Genomic DNA, 24,282 nt, shown 5'->3' with positions numbered 1-24,282 from the left:
GGGGAGCGGGGGCGGGAGGGGGAGGGGGGGGCGGGGGGCCTGGCGCGGCGGTAGTGGCGGGGGGGGGGGGGGGGGGGGGGGGGGCACCTCATCGGCGTCATGGTGGGGCTGGGGGCGCGCCAGGAGACCTTCGTGGTGACGGCCGCCAGCTATGGTCTGCTCGGCATCGCCTTCCTGCTCGGCTTTCGCCGCGACTGCGCAAGCCGGCCGGATGCCGGTCTCTCCCTGGGGGCCATGCTCAGGGTGGTGGGGCGGGATCGCGCCTTCATGCTGTTCATCCTCGCCAACCTGCTGATGATGCTGGTCTACGCCCAGGTGGAGTCGCCGCTGATCCAGTACCTGACCCGCGCCGGCGCCCCCGAGGTGGAGACGCTGGTGGCCCTGTTGGTGGCCACCAATGCGCTCACCATCATCACCTTGCAGTTTCCGCTGCTGCACCTGACCCGGCGCTGGCGGGTGAGCCTGCGGTTGCAGTTTTCCATCCTGCTGATGGCATCGGCCCAGGTGATGTTCGCCCTGTCGAGCCCGGCCCTGCTGTGGCCCTGGCTGGTGGCGATGTTCTTGCTGAGCGTGGGGGAGGCGGTGCTGTTCCCGCTCTTCAACGTGCTGATAGACGAGATGGCGCCGGCCCACCTCAAGGGGAGCTACTTCGGCGCGAGTGCACTGGCCGGGCTTGGCTGGGCGCTCTCACCTATGGTGGGAGGCTGGCTGTTGCAGGTGTGGGGCGGCCCGGCCCTGTTCGCCGTGATGACCGGTATCTGCGTGCTGGTATTTGCCCTCTACGGGGCGGGCAGCCGGGTAGCGCGTCCGTCGGCCGGGCCTGCCGGCTGCGAGGAGTAACACGCAAGCGCGTTGGCGGCGCTCACTGGTTTGCTGTCGCCGAGGGGATGCGGCAATGCTTCACTGCATTTCCATCGAATCACGCCGGCTTGCAAACAACGAGGCCCCGCACTGCGGGGCCTCGTTGTTATGATTGCTGGGTCATGGTTGCCGCTTTATGGCTGCTTGGGAACCAGATAGGGGGCGAACTGGGGGGTATGGCTGGCGGCGAAGCCCTGCTCGGTCTTGACGATGAGGTAGACCGCAAGCCCATGCTCCTTGGCAAAGGCCATCGCCTGCTCCGGACCCATCACCATGAGGGCGGTGTCGATGGCGTCGGCCTCGAGCGCGGTCGGGGTGATGACGCTGGCGGAGACCAGCTTGTGGGTGATGGGCTGGCCAGTGGCGGGGTCGATGATGTGGGAGTAGCGCTGGCCGTCGAGCTCGTAGTAGTTGCGATAGCTGCCGGCGGTGCTGAGGGCCATGCCGTTGGGGATCACCACGTCCGAGAAGGCGCCGGGCTGATCGGACGGCTCGACGATGGCCACCCGCCAGGGTTTGCCCTTGGCGTTGTTGCCCTTGCTGCGCACGGCGCCGGCCACCTCGATGAGGTAGTTGTGCACCCCCTTTTGTTCCAGCAGGCCGGCAATCTCGTCAGAGGCCGCTCCCTCGCCCAGGGTGGAGAGGTCGAGGTAGAGATCGGGAATGCCCTTGCCGAGCAGGAAGTGATCCCCCTCTGGGGTCAAGGTCAGCCGGTCGATGCCCACTTTCTGGCGGGCGCTGGCGATCTGCTCGGCGCTGGGGCGCTTGACCGGACGTTTGTCCGGCCCGAATCCCCACAGGTTGACCAGGGGGCCTACGGTGACATCGAGCTTGCCTTTGGTGAGATGGCCGGCATCGATGCCCTGCTGCACGATTTTGGCCATGGTGGCGGGAATGGCCATGGGCGGCTGGCCGCTGCCCTGATTGAAGCGGGAGATGAGGGAGTTCGGGTCGTAGGTGGAGATCTCGTGGTTCATGCGCGCCAGCAGGGCGTCGACCTCCTGCTGCAGTGCAGGCTCCCCGCCCGGGAAGGGATCGCTCAGGGTCACCGCATAATAGGTGCCCATGGTCTTGCCCTGGATGCGGGTCTGGGTCGGGGCTGGCTGACAGGCGGTCAGCATCAGCAGAAGGGTCAACAACAGGCCGCGGGGGGCCGGGCGAGCAAGGAGCGACATGCGGGATCTCTCTGGCTAAAAACGGATGGCTCGGGCACGGACTGCGAGCCGGGGTCGCCAGCTTAGCCAAGGGCGCGGCGGCGGGCGAGCGTCGGTTGGAGAAAAGCGCTGCAGATAATTAAACGCAGAGTGGTTAATGGGCGGCGCGGCCGGTTTGTCCAGTCAAATAATGGGAACAATCTGGTGACCTGACCCGCAGCTTTGCGCTAAAGACATAGCCGAATGACGACAGTTGAGTAGAATAAGGTCGATTTTGACAGCATGTTTGCCAGCCATGGTGCGAGCCTGCAGGCAATTGTGTTGCCATCTATTGCCAATCAAAGGAGAGGATGATGAAAAAGGCGATTACCCTGCTGTTTCTGAGCACCCTGGCTGCCCCGGCTCTGGCCGATGAGTGCGCGTTGGTCATCGAAGGCAATGATGCCATGCAGTACAACCTCAAGGAGATGAGCGTACCGGCCACCTGCAAAGAGGTGACCGTGACCCTGAACCACACCGGCAAGATGCCGGTGACCGCCATGGGCCACAACTGGGCGCTGGCCAACACCGCCGACTATCAGGCCGTTGCCACCGCGGGCATGAGCGCCGGCGCCGAGAACAACTACCTGCCCAAGGATGATCCCCGCGTACTGGCCCACACCAAGCTGGTGGGCGGTGGCGAGAGCACCAGCGTCACCTTCAAGACCGACGGCCTGGCCGGCAAAGACCTCACCTTCTTCTGCTCCTTCCCCGGCCACTTCGCCATGATGAAGGGCACCTTCAAGGTCGGCTAAGCACGTTGTGCCGACTCAGAAGCCGGGCACTGCCCGGCTTTTTTGTGGCCGCTTGCCATGCCGTAGGGAACCCTGGCTCTGCACCGGGAGTTGTGTGCCGTTTTATGATCCGGCGCGGGGTGAGTGGGGAGCATAGCGGGTAAGATAGGCCCCTTTCGGGCCTGCTGGGTCCGCGTGAGAGGAGTCGTTTGTCGTGAGAAACGCCATCAACTGGGTGGTCGGTTGTTGCCTGCTGCTGGTATGCGCCATCGCGCTGGCGGCGGAGCCGCCGGTGAAGAAGAGCCGCAACGGCATCTGCCATCCCAAGGGCGGTACCTACTACAGCCGTACCAAGCACTACACCCCCTATGACTCCATGCAGGCCTGCCTCGACAGCGGCGGCCGGGCGCCGAAACGCTGACCGGGCTCGGCCTGCGCCTGCCACCTATTTGGGCTGCAGGGTAAAGAAGGCGATGGCGCTCTTCTTCTGGCAGTCGAACTGGATGCTATGCTCGCCGCTGATCAGCAGGGTCTCGTTGACCGCCATGGGCTGTCCCGCCGCCGTGAGCTGGCCGCTCAGCAGGTAGCAGAGATAGGTCTTGTCCGCCTCCAGGGTGAGGCTGAGCGGGAAGGGGAGGTTGAGTACCCGCACGTTGGCGCTGAGGCGGGCCGGATCATAGATGAGCCCCAGATCCGTCACCTCTTTTTTCAGCAGCTCGCAGTGGGTGTCGTCAGCCCCGCTGAAGTGGGCCGCTTCGAAGGTGGCGTAGGGGTGGCCGTTTAGCACGAAGCCGGCCCCGCTGATGGGCAGCAGGATGCGCTGATAGCCGGGGAATTTCGAGAAGGGGCCGGCCTCCTTGATGGGCGCCGAGCTCAGCCGATAGGCAAAATCGAGCTTGTCGAGGCTGGCGCTGGCAGGGGAGATGAGGATCTGGGCTGTGGTGCCCTGCTTGTTCTTCCAGGGCATTTTCAGCTGGTCGGACTCTTTTATCAGGGTGATCAATGGCGCCTCGGCAGGTGGTTAGCGGAGTGAATTGTGTGGCCCAGTGATACCATCCCACCCGCCGACCCACAAGGCCGCGTCTGCCTGTCCCGCACTGCCCGCCCACTATTTCATCAGTTTCATCAGTCAGGCCAGCCATCGCCCTTGCGTTGGCTGCTTGCCCGTCGCGACTGTATGAAACGCAACCACTTGTGCGGGGCGGCGGGAGGGCAAAACGGCAGGCTGTGATCCCGTCGCTGTTAAAGCGGCGGCGGCTCGCTACACTGGCAGCTCCGTTGCCCAAGGAGGCCCCATGACTCACAAGATCATTCTGGATACCGATCCCGGTATCGATGACGCCATGGCAATTCTGTTTGCCGAAGCCCATCCCGCCATCGAGCTGCTCGCCATCACCACGGTTTTTGGCAATGCCACCATCGAGAACGGCACTCACAACGCCCTCTGGCTCAAGCAGCAATACGGCATGAAGGCGGATGTGGCGCAGGGGGCGGCCGCCCCGCTGCGACGCGAGCCGGTGGGCCCGACCACTGTGGTACACGGCCCGAGCGGGTTTGGCGACGTGACGGCGGGGGAGGTGACGCTCACCCCGGATCCCCGGCCGGCCTGGCAATACATAGTCGATACGGTGAAGGCCGCCCCCGGCGAGATCACCCTGGTCACCATAGGGCCGCTCACCAACCTGGCGCTGGCGCTGCAGGCGGCCCCCGAGATTGCCGGCCTGGTGAAGCAGGTGGTGGTGATGGGCGGCGCCTTCGGCGTCAACGGCCATCGCGGCAATGTGACCCCCTATGCCGAGGCCAACATCCACGACGATCCGGATGCCGCCGACCGGGTGTTCACCGCCCGCTGGCCTGTGGTGATCATCGGGCTGGACGTGACCCAGCAGAGTTTCTTCAGCAGCGCCTATCTGGACGCACTGCGCGACGAAGCGGGCGAGCCGGGCCGTTTCCTGTAGGATGTCAGCCGCTTCTACCTGCGCTTCTACTCCGAGCGGATCGGGCTCGACGGTTGCCACGTGCACGACCCGTCCGCCATCGCCTACGTGATCGATCCGACCCTGTTCACCCTGCGTGAGGGGCCGGTGCGGGTCATCAGCGACGGCCCTGCCATCGGTCACACCCTGCAGAAATTTGACGGCAAGTCCCACCCCCACGATGAGTGGGCCGACCATCCTGCCCAGCAGGTCGGGGTGGCGGTGCGGGATCAGGCGCTGCTGGCGCTCTATCGGGAGACGCTGGTGGCCTGGGGTCGCATCCGCTAGAGGGCTCGGCGAGCAGAGTGGCTTGCGGTCGGACTTGAGGCACGGCTGTGATCCGTGCCAAACAATCGGGGGCCAGTTGCGGCTTATACTGGCAGCAACCGTGTGAAGAAGGAGAAACAGGATGGCCTGGTTGTCGTTGCTGGTGGCGATCGCCCTCATCTGGTGGTTGATGAAGCTGGGGCGTGGCGCCCTGTTCGAGATCCGGCTTGCGCCAGGCAAGGTGCAGGTCAAGCGGGGCAAGGTGTCGCCGGCGTTTATCGAGCATGCCAAACAGATCCTGCGTCACGAGACGGTGCGCGGGCGCATCCTAGGTCAGCGCGATGGCGATGGGGTCAAGCTGGTCTTCTCCCGCTCCATTCCGGAGCCGGTGGCCCAGCGTTTTCGCAACATCTTCCCCTATGGTGATTACCGGCTGGGGGCGGTGCCGCTCTCCGGCTCCAAACCGCGCAAGGGGTGAGTCGTCACTCACACAGCAAACGGGCCTCCAGTGGAGGCCCGTTTTTTATGGCGGCGCTGGATTATTCGTGCAGCGCGCGCTGGGCCTTGACGGTGGCCGGCTTGATGGCCACCCCTTCATTGCCCCAGGAGGCGCGCAGGGTATTGACCAGCTCGGCAATCTGTTCATCGTTGAGGGTCCAGCCATAGCCCGGCATGCGGTAACCGATGTGGCCCTGGGTGATGGGCGTCTCGGCACCGTGCAACAGCACGCTGAGCAGGCTGGCCGGATCCTCGGCCAGCACGGTCTGGTTGCCCACCAGAGAGGGGATGACGCGGTCGCTGCCGCGTCCGTCGTTGCCGTGGCAGGTGGAGCAGTACATGGCGTAGTTTGCCTTGCCGCCGGCACTGGCGTAGGCCCGGTTGCCCCTGGCGGCGGCCGCGTCGTCATCCAGCCCGGTCAGGTAGGTGGCGATGCTGGCCAGATCCGCGTCGCTGAAGTACTGGCTGCTGTGAGTGATCACTTCCGCCATGGGGCCGTTTACCGCCTGATGCTGGCTGCGGCCGGTTTTCAGCAGATCGATCAGCGCCTGCTTGTCGTAGCGGCTGCCGCGAATGTCGGGGGCATACCAGCCATCCAGGGTGGCGCCACTCAGGTAGAGGGGATCCGCCTCGGTCAGGGCCTTCTCCTGCATGCCGATCCCGCGCGGGGTGTGACAGCTGCCGCAATGGCCCGCTCCCTGCACCAGATAGGCGCCGCGGTTCCACTCTTCACTCTTGCCAGCGACCGGGGCGAAGCGGCCATCATCGTGATAGAGCCAGTTCCAGCCCCGGAGGGGCCAGCGCATGTTGAGCGGCCAAGGGATGTCGCTCGCCTTGTTCGCTACCGGCAGGGGGGTCACCTCCTGCATCAGGTAGTGGTAGAGGGCGGTGAGATCCTCATCGCTCATCTTGGCGTAGGCGGTATAGGGCATGGCCGGGTAGAGGGGGTTGCCGCTGCGGGTGATCCCTTCGCGCATCACCTTGATGAACTCGGGCAGGCTGTAGTTGCCGATGCCGTGGGTCTTGTCCGGGGTGATGTTGGTGGCGTAGACGGTGCCGACAGGGGTGGGAAACCCCTTGCCACCGGCGAGCGGCTTGCTCTCCTCGCTGGTGTGGCAGGCGGCGCAATCCCCCAGCTTGGCCACGTATTCACCCGCCGATATGGCGGGAGCGGCTTGCAGGGTGAAGGTGGGCAGGGCCAGCAGCACGGCGCTGGCAGTCAGGGAACGGATCATTTGGCACCTCCCTTGGTCAGGGCGACCAGCTCGTTGACGGCGCGCCACCCCTCGTCGATGGCGGCGTGGGCATAGGGGCTCCAGCCCGCGTCCGAGTTGGCGATGGTGATGTTGCCCACCGGCTGGCGACCCAGCTCAATGAAGCGCTCTGACTGGGCTTCGTCGTCAAACAGGGAGTTGGCGATGTAGGAGTAGCCGTGAGACCAGCGGTTGACCGTGATGGCGAGGATATCCTGCTCATGGTTGAAGCCGGCCTCGCCCAGCATGGCTTGCAGCTGCTCGCGGATCATCTGCTCGTGCTGCTCGAACGGCATGCCGAGGAGCATGGCGCGCCCCTTGCGGGACTGCTCGCGGGCCGAGAGGCCGCTGCCCGGCAGGGTCGGCACATAGACCATGTGCAGGCACATGGGCTGATCCGGGTTCTTGGGATGCTCGTAGCCGCCGAGATCGACCGGGTAGTCGAGCTTGACCCGGCTGTAGGGGGCGGCCGGGGCATAGACCTCGTGCACGCCAAGTTTGACGAACGGCTGCCAGTTTCTGATCACCACCTTGGTGTAGACCAGCGGCGCCTTGACGTTCTGGCGCAGCGCCTCCTTCTGGGGCTCCGGCATCTCGGGCACCAGGTAGGGGATCATCATGTTGTAGCCGGCCATGATGCACTGTCTGGCCTGCACTCGATGCAGCTTGCCCTCCTTGATGTAGGTGACGTCCACCCCCTGTTTGCCATCCTTGAGCGGCACGTTTCTGGCCTGCAGCGCCGTGCTGCCAAGGCGCAGCTGCACCTTGTGCTCGGGGCGGTCGAGCTGGCTGTAGTCGAACCTGGCCAGCACCACGTCCTGCATGGTGTGGCCCGGGGCCACCTGCGGGATGAGCTTGCGCACCATCAACCGGGTCAGGCCGGCGTTGCCATCCGGGAAGTGGAAGATGTAGGGGTCATCCAGCTCGGCCTGGGATTCCGCATCGAGCGGGGTGAGATCCATGCCGGCAAAGCCAGGCAGGGCGCACAGGCGCGCGTCGGCGCAGGAGGTGGCATCGATGCCGACCGCCTGGAAGTCGTCGGTGCGCTGCTGAAAGAAGGTGATGGCCCGCTCGCTCAGCCCCACCTTGTCGCGCAGGAAGGTGGTGTAGCTGTTGTTCTCCATCCAGGCGTCCTTCTGCTCGCGGGTCATGCCGTGCAGGTAGTCGGTCTTCTCTTCGTGCAGCGCCAGCAGGGCGGCCTTGTCGGTGTCGTCGAACGGGAAGTCGCCGATGAACTCGGCCAGCGGCCGGCCGTTCAAGCGATCGCGCGGGATGTCGTCGGCCACGCTGTGGCCCGGGTCGCCGCTCACTATCTTGTTGACCCCGAAGTGTTTCTCGTCAAAGAAGACGCCGCGGCTCAGGCCCAGATCCGGGTAGAAGGTCTGCTGGAAGCCTTTGGCCAGCTCGTCGATGTTGACCTCGAGCGCCTTGAGCAGCCCCAGTGCCACCGGGCTGTAGACGGAGCGCGGTGATTGCAGGGATTCGCTGCCGCCGTAACCCAGCCGCAGGCCGTCCGGGGTGGTGAACTCGTTGCGCTTGGCGTGGCCGCCGAAGTCATCGTGGTTGTCGAGCAGCAGGATCTTTTTGTCCGCCCCGAGCAGTTGCTGATAGAAGCAGGCGGCGGAGAGGCCGCTGATGCCGGCGCCGACGATCACCAGATCGTACTCGCCCTCCAGCGGGAGGTGGGCGAAGTCATACTGCTTGCCGTCGCGGGCGATGCTGTGAGCCGGCTCGAAGGAGCCCGGGTGGTTGCCGCGCAGGCCGGTGAGGGCGGGCGGATAGACCAGCGTCTTCTCGGCCAGCGCCTTGCCGCCTTCGGCAGCTTGCAGCAGCTGGATGGGGGCGACACCGGCCGCAATGGTGATGGCGACGCCGTTGAGAAAGTCTCTGCGTGTGATGCTCATGGCAATCCCTGTAAATGAAGAGTCGAATGAGAAGTGGGATAGGGTTGAATTCGTGACTGGCAAGTAACGAAGGGGCGCAACCTACCGCTATATCCCGATGGAGTCCATGGCTTTGATAATAACTTATTAAACAAAATGAGGGGTAATGTGATGAGAGGCTGCATTAGGTGTGTGAAATCTGCATCTTTGCTGGTAAAGCCACATCAAGCCCATGGAATTAATTGAAATTTAATTTGATTAATTATGGTTAATTTCGAGTCTCACGCTGATTCGGTCATCGTCGTTAAATGCGTCCTTGTTTTCGCCTGAATTTTCACCTGCAAGCGGCCAAATGACACCCTTTTTCCTTGTGAAATAAAGGGTTAAACGACGATCTGGCTATTTTGTCGACACGGTTTGGGCGAAATAGAGCCAGCCAGTGATTAATTGAGCGCCGTTAGATATTGATAAATTCAGCGGCGTCAAGCCATTAACATGCGACACACAGAAATCGCAAACAGCACACAAGTGAGGGATTAATTTTTCATGTTGTTCACATCCCCCCCGGGTGAAATAGAATGCTGCGTTTTTCTTACAACTTTAGCCTTGCGAAGATGAGGACATTGCATGAGACCTTTTGATGTAAAGAGGGGCTTGGGCGCTTTGCTGTTGCTCGCGACTGCCGGCTTGCTGAGCGGCTGCGACATGGCGCTGATGAGCCCCAAGGGGCAAGTTGGTCTGGAGCAGAAGTCACTGATATTGACCGCACTCGGCTTGATGCTGATCGTGGTGGTGCCCGTGATTGTGATGGCAGTGGCGTTCGCTTACAAATACCGAGCGTCCAACACCAATGCCACCTATGCGCCTGACTGGGCCCACTCCAACAAGATTGAAGCGGTCGTCTGGACCGTACCCGTCATCATTATCGCCATCCTGGCGGTGATCACCTGGAAGACCTCCCACTCACTGGATCCCTACAAACCGCTGGAATCCGAGGTGAAACCGATCCAGGTCGATGTCATCTCCCTTGACTGGAAATGGTTGTTTGTCTATCCGGAGCTGGGTATCGCCTCGGTCAACGAGCTGGCATTCCCGGTCAACACCCCGGTCAATTTCCGGGTGACCTCCGACACCGTGATGAACTCTTTCTTCATTCCCCAGCTGGGCGGCCAGATCTACGCCATGGCGGGCATGCAGACCAAGCTGCACCTGATTGCCAACGAGGCAGGCCAGTACAAGGGCATCTCGGGTGGCTACAGCGGCGCCGGTTTCTCCGGCATGAAGTTCAACGCCATCGCCACGCAGGATCAGGCCGGTTTCGACGCCTGGGTCGCCAAGGTGAAAGCCTCTTCCAAGGCGCTCAACACCATGGATGAGTTCAATGCCCTGGCCAAGAAGAGCGAAAACCACCCGGTGGAGTACTTCGCCAGCGCCGATCCCAAGCTGTTCGTCAACATCATCAACAAGTTCATGGGCGACATGAAGCACGGCGAACACGCCGCCATGCAACACGGCGAAAAGCAGGCCGCCATGCAGCATGATGCCTCCATGAGCCATGAAGGCATGGAGCATGACGCCTCCATGAACCACGAGGGCATGGAGCACGGCGATGCCATGCACCATGAGGCCCAGGGCGAGCAGATGGACCACGCCGGCCACATGCCGGCCGACAAGACTGTGAAAGCGGGTACTAACTGATGTTTGGAAAATTAACACTCGACGCTATTCCGTACCATGAACCCATCATCATGGTCACGGTAGCCGGTATCATTCTGGGTGGACTGGGTATCGCCGGTCTCATCACCTACTTCGGCAAGTGGCAATATCTGTGGAAAGAGTGGTTCACCTCGGTGGATCACAAACGCCTCGGTATCATGTATCTCATCCTGGGCATGGTCATGCTGCTGCGCGGCTTCGCCGATGCGGTGATGATGCGTGGCCAGCAGGTCATCGCCTCCGGTGGTGGCGAAGGCTACCTCAATGCCCATCACTACGATCAGATCTTCACCGCCCACGGCGTCATCATGATCTTCTTCGTGGCCATGCCGCTGGTGATTGGCCTGATGAACATAGTGGTGCCGCTGCAGATCGGTGCCCGTGACGTCGCCTTCCCCTTCCTCAACAACATCAGCTTCTGGTTCACCGCCGCCGCCGTGGTGCTGATCAACGTCTCCCTCGGGGTCGGTGAATTCGCCCAGACCGGCTGGCTGGCCTATCCGCCCTTGTCAGGGCTGGAGTTCAGTCCCGGGGTCGGGGTCGATTACTGGATCTGGAGTCTGCAGATCTCGGGTCTGGGAACCCTGCTGACCGGCGTGAACTTCTTCGCCACCATCATCAAGATGCGCGCCCCTGGCATGACCATGATGCGCCTGCCGGTGTTCACCTGGACCGCCCTGTGCGCCAACGTGCTGATCATCGCCTCCTTCCCGATCCTGACCGTCACCATCGCCCTGCTCACCGCAGACCGTTACCTGGGTACCCATTTCTTTACCAATGACATGGGTGGCAACATGATGATGTACATCAACCTGATCTGGGCCTGGGGTCACCCCGAGGTGTACATCCTGGTACTGCCGGTGTTCGGGATCTTCTCCGAAGTGGTGGCGACCTTCTGCAAGAAGAAGCTGTTCGGTTACACCTCGCTGGTGTGGGCGACCATCGCCATTACCGTGCTCTCCTTCATCGTCTGGCTGCATCACTTCTTCACCATGGGGTCGGGCGCCAACGTGAATGCCTTCTTCGGCATCACCACCATGATCATCTCCATCCCGACCGGGGTGAAGATCTTCAACTGGCTGTTCACCATGTACCGCGGTCGCATCGAGTTCACCTCGCCCATGCTGTGGACCGTCGGTTTCATCATCACCTTCACCGTGGGTGGCATGACCGGTGTACTGCTCTCCGTGCCGGCCGCCAACTTCGTGCTGCACAACAGCCTGTTCCTGATCGCCCACTTCCACAACGTCATCATCGGCGGCGTGGTGTTCGGCTGCTTCGCCGGTATCACCTACTGGTTCCCGAAAGCGTTCGGCTTCAAGCTGGATGACACCTGGGGCAAGCGCGCCTTCTGGTGCTGGATCGTCGGCTTCTTCGTGGCCTTCATGCCGCTCTACGTGCTGGGCTTCATGGGCATGACCCGCCGCGTCAGCCAGAACATCGATCCCGAGTTCCACGGCTGGCTGGTGGTGGCTGCCTGCGGCGCCGCGCTGATTGCGCTGGGCGTGCTGTGCCAGGTGATCCAGATCGTGGTCAGCATCCGCGACCGCGAGAAGAACCGCGACCTGACCGGCGATCCCTGGGGCGGTCGTACCCTGGAGTGGTCCACTTCCTCGCCGCCTCCCTTCTACAACTTCGCCATCGAGCCGAAGATCAAGGGACTGGATGCGTTCTGGGAAGCCAAGCAGGACGGTTCCGCCTATCAGCAGCCCAAGCACTATGACCCGATCCACATGCCGAAAAACTCCGGTGCCGGCGTCATCATCGCCGCCTTCAGCGTGGTGCTCGGCTTTGCCCTGATCTGGCACATCTGGTGGATGGCCATCGCCGGCTTCGTCGGCATGATCGCCACCTGGATCATCCACAGTTTCAACGACGACGTGGACTACTACGTGCAGGTTGACGAGATCGAGCGGATCGAGCGTCAGCATTTTGAAAATATCAACAAGGTGGCTTAATTCCATGGCGACTGACGTTCTACATCACACTCACGGTGCCCATGAGGATGGGCACCATGATGCCGGTGCCAACAAGGTATTCGGCTTCTGGATCTACCTGATGAGTGACTGCATCCTGTTCGCGACCCTGTTCGCGACCTATGCGGTCCTGGTCAACGGCACGGCCGGCGGCCCGAGCGGCAAGGACATCTTCGAACTGCCGTTCGTGTTTGCCGAAACCATGCTGCTGCTGCTGAGCTCCATCACCTTCGGTTTTGGCATGCTGGCCATGAACAAGAACAAGGTGGCGGCGGTCAACACCTGGCTGTTCATCACCTTCCTGTTCGGTGCCGGCTTCATCGCGATGGAGATCTATGAATTCCATCACCTGATTGCCGAGGGCTACGGTCCGGATCGCAGTGGCTTCCTCTCCGCCTTCTTCACTCTGGTGGGTACCCACGGTATCCACGTGACCAGTGGCCTTGTCTGGATCATCGTGATGATGGTGCTGGTAGCCAAGAAGGGGCTGACCGAGCGTAATCGTACCCGCCTGATGTGCCTGAGCCTGTTCTGGCACTTCCTGGACGTGGTGTGGATCTGCGTCTTCACCGTGGTCTATCTGATGGGGGTCATGTAATGAGTCATTCCGTTGACAATCACGGCGCCAGCCACGGCAGCGCCAAGAGCTACCTGATCGGCTTCGTGCTGTCCCTGATCCTGACCGCAGTGCCGTTCTGGATGGTGATGGACGGTTCTGCCTCCCACACTACCGTGCTGGCCACCGTGGTCGGCATGGCGGTGGTGCAGATCTTCGTGCACCTGGTCTACTTCCTGCACATGAACACCTCGTCCGAGGAGCGCTGGAACCTGGTGGCACTGATCTTTACCGTGCTCATCATCGCCATCGTGGTCGTGGGTTCCCTGTGGATCATGTACAACCTCAACATCAACATGATGGTTCACTGAGCAGGTTGGCAATGATGATGAAGCAATACCTGCAAGTGACCAAGCCGGGCATCATCTTCGGTAACCTCATCTCGGTTATCGGAGGGTTCCTGCTGGCCTCCAAGGGGAGCCTGGATGTGCCCCTGTTCATCCTGACCATGGCTGGTGTATCACTGGTGGTCGCCTCCGGTTGCGTGTTCAACAACTACATCGACCGGGACATCGACTGCATCATGGAGCGCACCAAGAACCGTGCTCTGGTGAAGGGTCTGATCGCCCCCGGCGTATCGCTCTGGTACGCCACCGCTCTCGGCATTGCGGGCATTGCACTGCTCTACTTTGCGGCCAATCCGTTGGCCGCCTTGCTGGCGGTGCTGGGCTTCATTGTCTATGTGGGGGTCTACAGCCTCTACATGAAGCGTCACTCGGTCTACGGCACCCTGGTCGGCAGCCTCTCCGGCGCCGCGCCGCCGGTCATCGGCTACTGCGCGGTGAGCGGTCAGTTCGACTCGGGCGCACTGATCCTGCTGGCGATCTTCAGCCTGTGGCAGATGCCGCACTCCTATGCGATCGCCATCTTCCGCTTCAAGGATTACCAGGCGGCCAACATCCCGGTACTGCCGGTGGTGAAGGGGATCTCCGTGGCCAAACACCACATCACCCTCTACATCCTGGCCTTTATGGTGCCGACCCTGATGCTGTTCCTCGGCGGCTACGCCGGTTACAAGTATCTGGTGGTGGCCACTGCGGTCAGCGTCTGGTGGCTGGGGATGGCGCTGTCTGGCTACAAGGCGGCGGTGGACGACTCCCTCTGGGCGCGCAAGCTGTTCATGTTCTCCATCGTCACCATTACCTGTCTGAGCGTGATGATGTCGGTGGACTTCCAGCCGGAGGCCGAGCCTGCGGTACTGGTCAGCATGCTGCCCTGATAGTGTGACTTGCCCCCCTAAAATGCATGAAATCCAGAGCCGGGAACCTTCCCGGCTCTGTTATTATGGGGCCGCCCCGTCGGGCACTTTTCCCTTGTGTCGGGTGTGGCATGGCGCGTGTCGGCCACCCCTTGAGTCTTCCTTTTCCCTGACCTATCGAGGCCATCATGAATGATTTCACCATGACGAGGGGCGAGCGCCGTGCCACCTGGGCGCTCGGCTCCGTCTTCTCGTTGCGCATGCTCGGCATGTTTATGGTGCTGCCGGTGCTGACCACCTACGGCATGTCTCTCGCGGGTGCCTCCGAGGCGCTCATCGGCCTAGCCATCGGCATCTACGGCATGACCCAGGCGCTGTTCCAGATCCCGTTCGGCCTGCTCTCCGACAAGGTGGGCCGCAAGCCCCTCATCGTCGGCGGTCTGCTGATGTTTGCCCTTGGCAGCGTGATCGCGGCGCTGACCCACTCCATCTGGGGCGTGATCCTCGGCCGCGCCCTGCAGGGCAGCGGCGCCATCTCGGCCGCCGTGATGGCGCTCTTGTCGGATCTCACCCGCGAGCAGAACCGCACCAAGGCGATGGCCTTCATCGGGGTGAGCTTTGGCATCACTTTCGCCATCGCCATGGTGACCGGTCCCCTCATTACCCATGCGCTGGGGCTCAGTGGTCTCTTCTGGTTAATCGCCCTGCTGGCGCTGGCGGGCATCGCCGTCACCCTCTGGCTGGTGCCGACCCCGAGCGGTCACCTGCTCAATCGCGAGTCCGGCATGGTGAAGGGGGGGATGCGCACCGTGCTGACCAACCCGCGCCTGCTCAAGCTCAACTTCGGCATCCTCTGCGTGCACACCCTGCTGATGTCGAGCTTCGTGGCGCTGCCGCCGCTGCTGGAGCGTGCCGGCCTGCCCCGTGACAGCCAGTGGCAGGCTTATCTGGTCACCATGCTGATCGCCTTCGTCAGCGTGGTGCCGTTTATCATCTATGCCGAGAAGCGCAGAAAGATGAAGCGGGTGTTCCAGATCTGCGTGCTGGTGATGCTCGTCGCCGAGCTGGTGCTCTGGCAAAGCGGCCTGCAGCTGTGGGGCCTGCTCGCCGGCCTGCAGATCTTCTTCATCGGTTTCAACGTGATGGAGGCGCTGCTGCCGTCCCTCATCAGCAAGGAGTCGCCCCCCGGCTACAAGGGCACCGCCATGGGGATCTACTCCACCAGCCAGTTTATCGGGGTGGCCATCGGCGGCAGCCTCGGCGGCCTGCTCTACAGCCTGGGAGGCGGCGCCCTGGTGTTTGGCGGCTGCGCTGCGCTGGCCCTGGTCTGGCTCGGGGTCAGCCTCACCATGGCCGAGCCCCCTTACGTGAGCAGCCTGCGTATCGTGCTGCCGGAAGGGGTGGAGGCTGACGCGGCGCTGGAGCAGAAGATCCGCGCCTGCGAGGGGGTGAGCGACGTGTTGCTGGCCGCTTCCGAGCGTTCCGTCTATGTGAAGGTGGACAGCAAGCGCCTGAGCCGGCGCGATCTGGAGTCGCTGGTCGCCGCCTGAGGACGCTTGCCTGCATGAAAAAGCCCGCCAATTTGGCGGGCTTTTTATTGGGCTCCATTCAGCTGGATTGTGCTCAGTTGGGCTGGGCGCTCAGTCGGCCAGGCAGCGCTGCTCGGCAGGCAGGCTCGCGGCATCCCCCAGCAGCAGGGTGCTGAGGGCCGCCCGGGCGCAGCGGGAGCTGCTCAGCTGGCCGTGCTGGTTGCTCTGCTCCACCCGAATCAGGCGGGCGGCGCTGCCAAAGGCGGCCTGCATCTGGCGGGCACCGGCGAAGGGGGTATTGGGGTCGTACTCGGCGCCGAGCACCAGGGCCTTGGCATCATCCGGCAGCTTTATCTCGCCGGCACCGTAGCTGGCGATGGGCTGGCGTGGATAAGGCCAGTCGGCGCAGGTGTGGAAGCTCTTGGCCAGCAGCAGGGCGCCGGCCCCCTGGAAGGCGGCATCTTCCGGGTCCAGCCCCTGCCAGCCATAGGGCTCGCTGTTGTCGGTGCAGTGGATGGCGCTGAAGAAGGGCATCTCCTGCAGCTCTTGATAGGGGTTGTCGTCGGCCTGATCGGCGAGGCGGCTCAGCAGGGGGCCGGCATCGTCCTGCTGCCAGAAGGCGAGCTGATCGTCACGCTCGCTGCCGCTGATGGCATCGATCAGTACCGCCTCCCAGCGGGCGTGGTCGAGCACATTGCCCTGGTTGTCCACATAGCGGCCGTTGTCGCGTACCTGCCGGGTCACCGCCATGCTGCGCTGCAGCGCCTGGTCCCCGAAGCGCCAGGCCAGGATGCGGTTGGCATTCTCGCCATCGCCGCGGAAGATGGCCGGGTAGCGGCTCTCGGCGGGAGACATCGGCGAGTCGACCACCAGATTGGCCACGTGGCTCGGGTAGCGGGCGGCATAGAGGGCGGCCAGACGAGTGCCGTAGGAGAAGGTGATGGGGGTGATACGATCGCGCCCCAGGTGCTGGCGCAGGCGCTCCATGTCCTCGACCACGGCCCGCGAGCCCAGATGCGGCGCATGCAGCCGCAACGGCTCGTCGCAGCGCTCGCGCAGGGTGGCGCCGAAGGCCTTGCCCTGATCGGCCCCGCTCTGGAGCGCCGGCAGGGCGCCCTTGTCACGGCTGGCAAAGAGCTGGGCGAGCTGCGCCGGGGTCATGTCTGGCCGCACGCCCTGTTTGTCGGTCAGCAGGCAGCTGCGCAGCTCGTGGCCAAGGGCACTGTAACCGGCCCCGCGAGGATCCAGGGTGACGATGTCGTAGTGCTCAAGGATGGCGGGGTTGGCGCTGCGCAGCAGGTCGAGCAGGAGGCCGAGATCCGGGGTGGCGGAGGTGGGGCCGCCCGGGTTGTAGAACAGGGTGCCGCGATAGTCGCCGCTGGCGCGATAGTGCAGATAGAAGATATCCAGGGTGTCGCCCTTGACCGTGCGGGTCTGCTGCTTGATCTGGGTGCGGCTGGGATTGTCCGACCAGGAGGAGAAATGGCGGCTGTCGCCGGAGAAAAAGCCACTGCCGGTGCGCGAGGTGGAGCTTTTCTCCCACTTGGTCTCCCTGATCTGGACCCACTCCTTGTCGTAATCGAGCGGCACCGTCAGGTAGTGACAGCTGACCTGACTGGCGGGAATGGCGATGCCGTCCTCCTGCCAGCCCTGGCGCAGCTGTTGGCAGACCTGGCCGGCGTCATAGCCGGCGCGAACATGGCGAGCCTGGAAGGGCTCTTCTCTCTTTTCCAGATTGCAGCCTGCCAGCAATGCCGGTGCCAGCAGGGTCATGAGCAGCGTGTATTTCATTGTCTATTTCCATTTATCTAGCCTGAACCCCGAAATAGTACGGGGAGGGGCCGACCGGATGGCAGCCGGAAGTTGTATGGAAATATTGCAAGGTGTGTCGATTTACATATTTCTGGTGATATTTGGTGGTCTCATTGATCTGTTTGAAAATAATGACCGGTAACGCGCACCGTTATTTTATGCGGGATCAATAACGGCGGTGCAACCGGGCGGCGCTGGAGCAGGAACCGAGGTGCTGCGGGGGCTGGCCAAAGCGGCCTGTCCCCAGTCCCCACAACCGGATAACCATAGGTACTGGCGCAGTGCCGGATGCCTCGCTGAGGTTTCCTGTCAGTCCCAATCGGCTGGGCAATCAGAGGATGTGATTCAATGGCGGCCTGGGTCGGCGCATCCTGAAAATACTCTGTCCAGGGATATCTCTTTCGGCAACAGATGCCCGGTGGCTGGCGCTGATATGTCGTCTCTCTTTGGCGATGCCGCTGTTTTTCACTATTTCCGTGTCAACACTGGAAGCGCGCCATGCCGATGAAATATCCAAAGGCGCTCAGGTATCACTGACAGTAAAAAACCGCCATTCGGCGGTTTTTTTGTTGGGCAGGGTTCAACGCTCCAGCAGGGGGGCAGAGCGGTAGCTCCAGAGCCCATAGGTACGCAGGGCATCGCGGTAGATGCCGAGCAGCTCGCTGTCGCTCACCTTGGCAAGCTCGGAGAGCGGCTTGTCGGGATAGCTGACGCTGTCTATCCGGATCCCGGCCGGCCCGCTCTGCCAGCAGGCGATCTCAAGCAATGTCTGGCCCCGGCGCACATGGCTGGCGGAGCTCACCAGGGTGGCGTACTCGATCTGGTGGCGGGCGAGGGCATAGCCGCTGTAGAGGGCGTTCTCCACCGTGCTGGTGGCGTAGTTCTCCTCGATGATGCGGGAGCGGTCGATCCCCTTTTTCACCAGCCAGTCGGCCATCAGCTTGCCCTCGGTCTGGCGATTTTGGGGCACGCCGCCGGTCAGGATGATGAGGGCCGCCGGGTTGGCCTTGGCCAGCGCCCGGGTGGTTTCCAGCCGGCCCAGCAGGATGTCGTGCATGGAGCCGTCGGGATTGAGAGCATAACCCAGGGTGACGATGGCCCGGTTGCCCGGCTTGGGTGAGCGCTCACCCTGCTCCTTGAGCGGGGTGGCGACGACGCGCTCGACCGTGTCGAAGATGCGCTGCAGATCGGCGGCCCGGCCGGGATTGAGGGTCGCCAGCTTGCTCTGATACCCCTTGGCGGCGGTCTCGTTGTGCTTGAAGGTCTGCCAGGTGGCGAGGTAGGTCAGCAGGTCGATGTCATCGGGCGCCGTGCTGAGGGCCTGCTCGAACAGGCCGATGGCCTTGTCCACGTTGCCGTTGTAGATCTGGGCGTTGGCCGCCGAGATGAGCAGGTCGGTGCGATAGGGTTCGAGCTGGTAGGCCTCTAGCAGCAGCTCGGTCACCTGCTCCATGTTGCTCGGCATCTTGGCGGTGAAGCCGGCGGTGGAGATGCGGGCGGGGGATTTGAAGATCTGCCAGGCATCTGCCAGCAGCTGATCCACCACCTGGCGCTTGCTGATGTACTGATCGTAATTCTGCTCCTTTTGCAGGGAGCGTACCGGAGCAGCCCAGGCGGCGGAAGGGAGCAGGGCAGGCAGTGTCAACAGGCCGGCCAGCGTCAGGGCAATCGCGGTTTTTTTCATCATGATGGCGCTCCACCGAAGGTTGATGGCTCCAGGCCATTCCAGGACCATGGGGCTTTTTCAATAAAAACATAAACTTGGTGATTGGCCAGTGTACCGCGTCGTGGCGCAGAAAAACGTGAACCGCTTCGGTTATCCGGGGAAGGGGGCGGTGTTTGCCCTATTCGGGGGAGTTATGTGTGGTTTTCCTGTGAAGTGGCTCAGTTGTGGCGCAATCCTGCCGCGTTTTCGGCGAAAAGGAGAACGGCCGTGAAAAAGTTGGCGGGGCCAATCGTTTTACCGCTTTTTCTGTGACGACGATCACTGTACCATCGCCGCCCGACCTGCCACCCGGCGCGCGGCTCCCTGCGTTCTGGTTGGCGTCACCCGATACTCGCCGTCACCCGGAACGTGAATGACCCCAGGATGGGACCCGCCACTAACCTGTAGGTTTGTGGTCTGCGTGTCGCGGGGTCGGCACCTCTCCCGCCCGCTCCCTGCGATGCCTGTCTGCAGACTTGCCGTATGAAACTTCTCTCTTCATAGGTGCAAGATGACGCTGTTATTGAGTCTGGTCGGTATGCTGGCCCTGATGTTTATCGCCTGGCTGGCCAGTGAAAACCGCCGTGCCATCCGCTGGCGGACCGTGCTCGGGGCCCTCGCCCTGCAAACCGGCTTTGCCGCCCTGGTGCTTTACTTCCCCCCCGGTCAAATCATGCTCGGCGCCATGAGCAACGGCGTCTCCGCCCTGCTCGGCTTTGCCGACAGCGGCATCCGCTTCGTGTTTGGTGATCTGGCCAGCAATGGCTTCATCTTCGCCGTGCGGGTGCTGCCGCTGGTGATCTTCATCAGCGCGCTGATCGCGCTGCTCTATCACTTCGGCATCATGCAGTGGGTGATCCGGGTGCTGGGGGGCGGCATTCACCGCCTGCTCGGCACCAGCCGCGCCGAATCCCTGGTGGCCACCGGCAACATCTTCCTCTCCCAGGGGGAATCGCCGCTGCTTATTCGCCCCTTCCTGGCCGGCATGACCCGCTCCGAGCTGTTTGCGGTGATGACCTGCGGCATGGCCTCGGTGGCAGGTTCTGTACTCGGTGGCTACGCCGGGCTGGGTGTGGATCTGAAATACCTGATCGCCGCCTCCTTTATGGCGGCGCCGGGTGGCCTCTTGATGGCGAAGCTCTTGGTGCCGGAGCAGCAGCAGGTGCGCGAGCAGGCCGAGATCACCCTCGACAAGAGTGACTACAGCAACGCCATCGACGCCCTGGCGGGCGGCGCCATGAGCGGCATGAAGATCGCGGTGGGCATCGGCACCATACTGCTGGCGTTTGTCAGCGTCATCACCATGATCAACGCCGGTCTCACCACGGTGGGTGAGTGGTTCGGCTGGGCCGATCTCTCCCTGCAACAGCTGCTGGGTTACCTGTTTGCCCCGGTGGCCTGGCTCATCGGCGTGCCGGCCAGCGAGATGATGGCGGCAGGATCCTTGATCGGCCAGAAGGTGATTATGAACGAGTTCGTTGCCTACCTGGACTTTGCCAACATCAAGCAGGATCTCAGCGCCCACACCCAGATCATCATCACCTTCGCGCTGTGCGGTTTTGCCAACCTGGGCTCCATTGCGGTGCAGCTTGGCTCCATCGGCACCATGGCGCCGGAGCGCCGCCACGACGTGGCGAGCCTCGGCTTCAAGGCGGTGCTGGCGGCGACCCTGGCCAACCTGATGAGCGCCACCCTGGCGGGGCTGTTCGCCTCCCTCGGCTAAGTGCTCCTTGCCCCATGCCCACCCCGTCTCGCCACTGGCGTGGCGGGGTGTCGTCCATCTGGCGCCAGCCACTGACGCCTCGGCACGGCGTGGGCTCGACAGGGGCGGGCGCAGGCGCTAGCGTGATGGTGCGCGGCCAGCCCGCGCCCGTTCAGGCATTCATATAACAAGGAATCACACCATGACCCATCTCTCGCGCGCATTGGCGCTCTCCCTGCTGCTGGTCGGCGCCGCGCCGGCGTTTGCCGCCGCCACCTATACCTCGGATCTGCTGCTGTCGGCGGACTTCAAGGCCCCCTGGGCCAAGGCGACCCAGGGCATCAAGAACCTGCCCAAGTGGGTGCGCAGTGGCAACGGCACCAGCTCCCCGCTCGAAACCGTGGCCGGCACCCCCTATCAGAGCGGTTCGGTCTGCAAACCTCACGACTGCGCTAGCCACTACATGCAGCTGCTGGTGGATGCCAAGGCCAAGCGGGTGTGGGGCGTGCTGATCGACCTGCCGGATAGCGACGCCGCTCGCGAAACCCCGTCCAAGTTCGCCCGCTACACCTGGCTCGGCCAGCCGGACAAGGGGATGCAGGCTGCCCTGATGAAGCAGGTTGAGGCTGACCCCAACTGGCAGTAAGCATCGAAAAGCAAAAACCTCTGCTTGGGCAGAGGTTTTTTTATGGCGAAGAGGTGATGGGGCAAGGCGCTAGCGGCTCAGGATCCGCACCGAACGGATGCGATTGTTGAAGTCGGTCGCCTCCTGCTCGCCGCCCTTGCGGGTGTAGTAGCCACCGCGAAAATCGGTTTCCTCGAAGAAACGCACCACCCAGCCAGCCGGCACGGTGAAGGAGGAGATGCGGTTGGCAAAGCCGTAGCGGCCGAGATCCGCAATATCCCGGTCGATACGCAGGGACTCGCCGCTCTGGTGGGCACCGTCGAACACCAGCAGGGTGCCGGCGTCGTCCCCTTCGTCCAAGCGGGTTGTCAGGCAGCTCGCCTTGGCCGCCTCGCAGAACAGGCTGTTGTTGCCTTGGTCCTGCTGGCAGCGGCGGCTCACCTTCTGGCGCGCCAGCCACTCGCTGCGCCCTGCATCGGCATAGACGCTGTTGAAGGGGGTCAGGGTACAGATGTGGATACGCCCGCCATTCTGGCTCTGGCCGTTCACCACGATCTGGGGATTGATAAGGATATCGGCGCGGGCCGCTGTGCTCAGGGTCAACAGCGTCAGCAGGACAAACAGCTTGTTCATGGATGAGATCTTGCCAGTTCAAGGGGCGGCAAGGATTGCCGAGACGCAGGCCTGATGCAAGTGGGGGCGGCGCCCGCTGCGACACCCCTTGCCCGCCACAGGCGTCAAGATGAAAGGCCCAAAGCAGAACACCGGCGTAAGGCCGGTGTTCTGAACAGCATGGCGGCGGGCCCGGCGGGACGCGCGGTCAGGGCGACTTAGGCGTAGAAGGCCTCGACGGTGCCCTTGACGGTGATCAGCATGGGGTTGCCGTAGCGATCCTTGGCCTTGGGGGAGGGGATCTTCACCCAACCTTCGCTGATGCAGTACTCCTCGACATTGGTGCGCTCCTTGCCGTTCACGCGAATGCCGATCTCGTGCTGGAAGCACTCCGCCACATGGTGCGGGCTGCGCGGGTTGGCCGCCAGGCGGTCGGGCAGGGCCGGTTTGTTGTCGCTCATTTTATTTACCTGAGTGTGATAAAAAGTGGGTCATTGTAGGCAATGCCCGTCATGGGCTCAAGGCTGGTGGCACGCAACTTCACCTTCACTTCACTGAGCGGGGATAAGGTAGGCTCACGTTCTCAGTTGGAGCTTCATCCTATGCCCACCATCGTCACCCACGCCGCCGTTCCTCTCTGTCTTGGGCTGGGGCTTGGCAGCCGGATTATCCCGCCACACCTGCTGCTGGCGGGGGTTGCCATCGCCATGTTGCCCGATGCCGACGTGCTGGCCTTCAAACTGGGGGTCGCCTACGGCCATGTCTTTGGCCACCGTGGCTTTACCCACTCGCTGCTGTTCGCCTTTGCCTTGCCCACCCTGGCCATGCTGTTTCACTGCCAGCTCAAGGCCAGCGCCGCCACCGTCTGGTCATTGTTGCTGGTCTCGCTGCTCTCCCACAGCCTGCTCGATTCGCTGACCACCGGCGGCAAGGGGGTTGGCTGGCTCTGGCCGTGGCGGGATGAGCGTTTCTTCGCCCCCTGGCAGGTGATCCGGGTCGCCCCCTTCAAGCTGGAGGCCTATCTCACCGCCCGAGGTGAGGCGGTGATCCTCTCCGAGCTCTACTGGGTCTGGCTGCCGGGGGCTGTATTGATGCTGGTATTGATGGGATGGCGGGTGTGGGGCAGGAGGGGGATTGGTGAGGTTGGGATATAGTTGTCGGATATATCGTGGCTGAGCAAAAATCAAAAGTGGACACCCATCTCTTCTGTTCTGGCGATGTAACGTGTTGCTCAGAAAGATGGGCGTCCTGATTTTTCCTTGATTTTTGTTGTAGTAAAGATGAAACGGAAAATAGCCTGGTTAGCTGTGATTTTTAAAAACCATTTTTATAGCTGTCCGACAGAGACGAGAAAAGTGCTTGACGCTTGGCTAAGGAAAGTGCGAACAAGTCCTTGATGTGAGATCATGAACCCCACTTGGCATCAGGGATGAGGTTCAGCATGAGTCACCAGCTCACCTTCGCGGACTGCGAGTTCAATGGCAAACGCCGTAAAACCCGTAAAGAGATATTCTTGGCTCGCATGGAGGCTGTGCTCCCATGGCCAAGGATGCTGGGGGTCATCGAACCCGTCTATCCCAAAGCTGGTAACGGGCGTCGTCCCTACCCACTCGATACCATGCTCCGCATTCACTGTATGCAGCAGTGGTACAACCTCAGCGACGGCGCCATGGAGGACGCACTCTACGAAATTGCCTCAATGCGTCTGTTTGCCAAACTCTCCCTGGACCAGGCTATCCCTGACCGCACTACCATCATGAATTTCCGGCATCTGCTGGAGCAGCACCAACTGGCACGCCAACTATTCGAGGCCATCAACCAGTGGCTCTGTGACGCTGGCATCATGATGAAGCAAGGCACGCTGGTCGATGCCACTATCATCGAAGCCCCCAACTCCACCAAAAACAAGCGGGGAGAGCGTGACCCCGAGATGCATCAGACCAAGAAAGGCAATCAGTGGTATTTCGGCATGAAGGCTCATATCGGCGTTGATGCCAAGAGTGGCCTCACCCACAGTCTGGAGACCACGTCAGCCAACGAGCACGACCTCAATCAGGTGGGGAATCTGCTCCATGGCAAGGAAGAGTTTGTGTTCGCTGACGCGGGATATCAGGGGGCAGAAAACC

Annotated in this window: 21 protein-coding genes and 2 pseudogenes; 15 read left to right on the top strand and 8 right to left on the bottom strand. The window is 62.4% G+C overall.

Features of this window, described 5'->3' with window-relative positions; genetic code table 11:
• Positions 1-840, top strand: a pseudogene (locus tag CAK78_RS03915) (MFS transporter); the annotation flags it as partial.
• A 155-nt stretch (positions 841-995) separates the two neighbouring features.
• Here the strand turns inward: CAK78_RS03915 and CAK78_RS03910 are convergent.
• Positions 996-2,036 (bottom strand): FAD:protein FMN transferase, encoded by a 1,041-nt coding sequence (locus tag CAK78_RS03910; protein WP_094696431.1) that lies wholly within the window; start codon positions 2,034-2,036, stop codon positions 996-998.
• Between the two features lie 332 nt (positions 2,037-2,368).
• Between CAK78_RS03910 and azu the strand changes: the two genes are divergently transcribed.
• Together azu and CAK78_RS03900 are read left to right on the top strand one after the other, a co-directional pair.
• Positions 2,369-2,809, top strand: a complete 441-nt coding sequence (azu, locus tag CAK78_RS03905; RefSeq protein ID WP_005302949.1) for an azurin — start codon at positions 2,369-2,371, stop codon at positions 2,807-2,809.
• Between the two features lie 193 nt (positions 2,810-3,002).
• Positions 3,003-3,209 carry a hypothetical protein gene (locus CAK78_RS03900; RefSeq protein ID WP_005302947.1) on the top strand — a complete coding sequence of 69 codons (207 nt, stop codon included), beginning with the start codon at positions 3,003-3,005 and terminating at the stop codon, positions 3,207-3,209.
• A 24-nt stretch (positions 3,210-3,233) separates the two neighbouring features.
• Here the strand turns inward: CAK78_RS03900 and CAK78_RS03895 are convergent, their stop codons facing one another.
• Positions 3,234-3,791: a HutD family protein gene (locus CAK78_RS03895; RefSeq protein ID WP_094696430.1), complete on the bottom strand. Its 558-nt coding sequence runs from the start codon at positions 3,789-3,791 to the stop codon at positions 3,234-3,236.
• Positions 3,792-4,083: 292 nt separating this feature from the next.
• Between CAK78_RS03895 and CAK78_RS03890 the strand changes: the two are divergent.
• A pseudogene (locus tag CAK78_RS03890) lies at positions 4,084-5,052 on the top strand (nucleoside hydrolase).
• A gap of 121 nt (positions 5,053-5,173) precedes the next feature.
• The gene (locus tag CAK78_RS03885) at positions 5,174-5,509 is read left to right on the top strand and encodes a DUF3634 family protein (protein ID WP_005302941.1); all 336 of its coding nucleotides are present in this window, start codon (positions 5,174-5,176) and stop codon (positions 5,507-5,509) included.
• Positions 5,510-5,570: 61 nt separating this feature from the next.
• Here the strand turns inward: CAK78_RS03885 and CAK78_RS03880 are convergent, their stop codons facing one another.
• Both CAK78_RS03880 and CAK78_RS03875 read right to left on the bottom strand, forming a co-directional pair.
• Complete coding sequence (locus CAK78_RS03880; RefSeq protein WP_094696429.1) at positions 5,571-6,764, bottom strand: cytochrome c; 1,194 nt, start codon at positions 6,762-6,764, stop codon at positions 5,571-5,573.
• Entirely contained in the window at positions 6,761-8,686 is a 1,926-nt protein-coding gene (locus CAK78_RS03875) for an NAD(P)-binding protein (protein ID WP_094696428.1), read from the bottom strand. The genes CAK78_RS03880 and CAK78_RS03875 overlap by 4 nt, the downstream gene beginning before the upstream one ends.
• A 606-nt stretch (positions 8,687-9,292) precedes the next feature.
• On the opposite strand from CAK78_RS03875, the gene cyoA reads away from it, so the two are divergent.
• From cyoA to CAK78_RS03845, 6 genes are all read left to right on the top strand, one after another.
• Positions 9,293-10,363 (top strand): cytochrome o ubiquinol oxidase subunit II, encoded by a 1,071-nt coding sequence (gene cyoA / locus CAK78_RS03870; RefSeq protein ID WP_094696427.1) that lies wholly within the window; start codon positions 9,293-9,295, stop codon positions 10,361-10,363.
• Positions 10,363-12,339: a cytochrome o ubiquinol oxidase subunit I gene (gene cyoB, locus CAK78_RS03865; protein WP_094696426.1), complete on the top strand. Its 1,977-nt coding sequence runs from the start codon at positions 10,363-10,365 to the stop codon at positions 12,337-12,339. The genes cyoA and cyoB overlap by 1 nt, the downstream gene beginning before the upstream one ends.
• A gap of 4 nt (positions 12,340-12,343) precedes the next feature.
• Positions 12,344-12,955, top strand: a complete 612-nt coding sequence (locus CAK78_RS03860) for a cytochrome o ubiquinol oxidase subunit III (RefSeq protein ID WP_094696425.1) — start codon at positions 12,344-12,346, stop codon at positions 12,953-12,955.
• On the top strand, positions 12,955-13,284 hold the full coding sequence (locus tag CAK78_RS03855) for a cytochrome o ubiquinol oxidase subunit IV (protein ID WP_005302933.1): 330 nt from the start codon (positions 12,955-12,957) through the stop codon (positions 13,282-13,284). The genes CAK78_RS03860 and CAK78_RS03855 overlap by 1 nt, the downstream gene beginning before the upstream one ends.
• 11 nt (positions 13,285-13,295) lie before the next feature.
• Positions 13,296-14,192, top strand: a complete 897-nt coding sequence (cyoE, locus tag CAK78_RS03850; protein WP_017765677.1) for a heme o synthase — start codon at positions 13,296-13,298, stop codon at positions 14,190-14,192.
• Between the two features lie 167 nt (positions 14,193-14,359).
• Positions 14,360-15,721 (top strand): MFS transporter, encoded by a 1,362-nt coding sequence (locus CAK78_RS03845; protein ID WP_024943349.1) that lies wholly within the window; start codon positions 14,360-14,362, stop codon positions 15,719-15,721.
• A 90-nt stretch (positions 15,722-15,811) separates the two neighbouring features.
• Here the strand turns inward: CAK78_RS03845 and CAK78_RS03840 are convergent, their stop codons facing one another.
• Both CAK78_RS03840 and CAK78_RS03835 read right to left on the bottom strand, forming a co-directional pair.
• Entirely contained in the window at positions 15,812-17,491 is a 1,680-nt protein-coding gene (locus CAK78_RS03840) for an alpha/beta hydrolase (protein WP_176452653.1), read from the bottom strand.
• Between the two features lie 601 nt (positions 17,492-18,092).
• Positions 18,093-19,247 carry a YdcF family protein gene (locus CAK78_RS03835; protein WP_176452652.1) on the bottom strand — a complete coding sequence of 385 codons (1,155 nt, stop codon included), beginning with the start codon at positions 19,245-19,247 and terminating at the stop codon, positions 18,093-18,095.
• Positions 19,248-19,728: 481 nt separating this feature from the next.
• Between CAK78_RS03835 and CAK78_RS03830 the strand changes: the two genes are divergently transcribed.
• Together CAK78_RS03830 and CAK78_RS03825 are read left to right on the top strand one after the other, a co-directional pair.
• Positions 19,729-20,940: a NupC/NupG family nucleoside CNT transporter gene (locus CAK78_RS03830; RefSeq protein WP_094696424.1), complete on the top strand. Its 1,212-nt coding sequence runs from the start codon at positions 19,729-19,731 to the stop codon at positions 20,938-20,940.
• Between the two features lie 181 nt (positions 20,941-21,121).
• On the top strand, positions 21,122-21,565 hold the full coding sequence (locus CAK78_RS03825; protein WP_094696423.1) for an inhibitor of vertebrate lysozyme family protein: 444 nt from the start codon (positions 21,122-21,124) through the stop codon (positions 21,563-21,565).
• A 69-nt stretch (positions 21,566-21,634) separates the two neighbouring features.
• On the opposite strand, the gene CAK78_RS03820 is transcribed toward CAK78_RS03825, so the two are convergent.
• Both CAK78_RS03820 and CAK78_RS03815 read right to left on the bottom strand, forming a co-directional pair.
• Positions 21,635-22,177, bottom strand: coding sequence for a beta/gamma crystallin-related protein (locus CAK78_RS03820; protein WP_094696422.1), 543 nt, complete (start codon positions 22,175-22,177; stop codon positions 21,635-21,637).
• A gap of 197 nt (positions 22,178-22,374) precedes the next feature.
• On the bottom strand, positions 22,375-22,617 hold the full coding sequence (locus CAK78_RS03815) for a DUF3297 family protein (RefSeq protein ID WP_005302916.1): 243 nt from the start codon (positions 22,615-22,617) through the stop codon (positions 22,375-22,377).
• Between the two features lie 141 nt (positions 22,618-22,758).
• Here CAK78_RS03815 and CAK78_RS03810 point away from each other — a divergent pair, with 141 nt between their 5' ends.
• Both CAK78_RS03810 and CAK78_RS03805 read left to right on the top strand, forming a co-directional pair.
• Positions 22,759-23,310, top strand: coding sequence for a metal-dependent hydrolase (locus CAK78_RS03810; protein WP_094696421.1), 552 nt, complete (start codon positions 22,759-22,761; stop codon positions 23,308-23,310).
• 287 nt (positions 23,311-23,597) lie between these two features.
• Positions 23,598-24,282 (top strand): IS5 family transposase (locus CAK78_RS03805; protein ID WP_141214115.1); only part of this gene is annotated, 685 nt, incomplete at its 3' end.

Origin of the sequence: Aeromonas sp. A35_P (assembly GCF_002259925.1) — a bacterium.
GTDB lineage: Bacteria > Pseudomonadota > Gammaproteobacteria > Enterobacterales > Aeromonadaceae > Aeromonas > Aeromonas dhakensis.
This window is presented reverse-complemented; position numbering and strand designations above follow the sequence as displayed.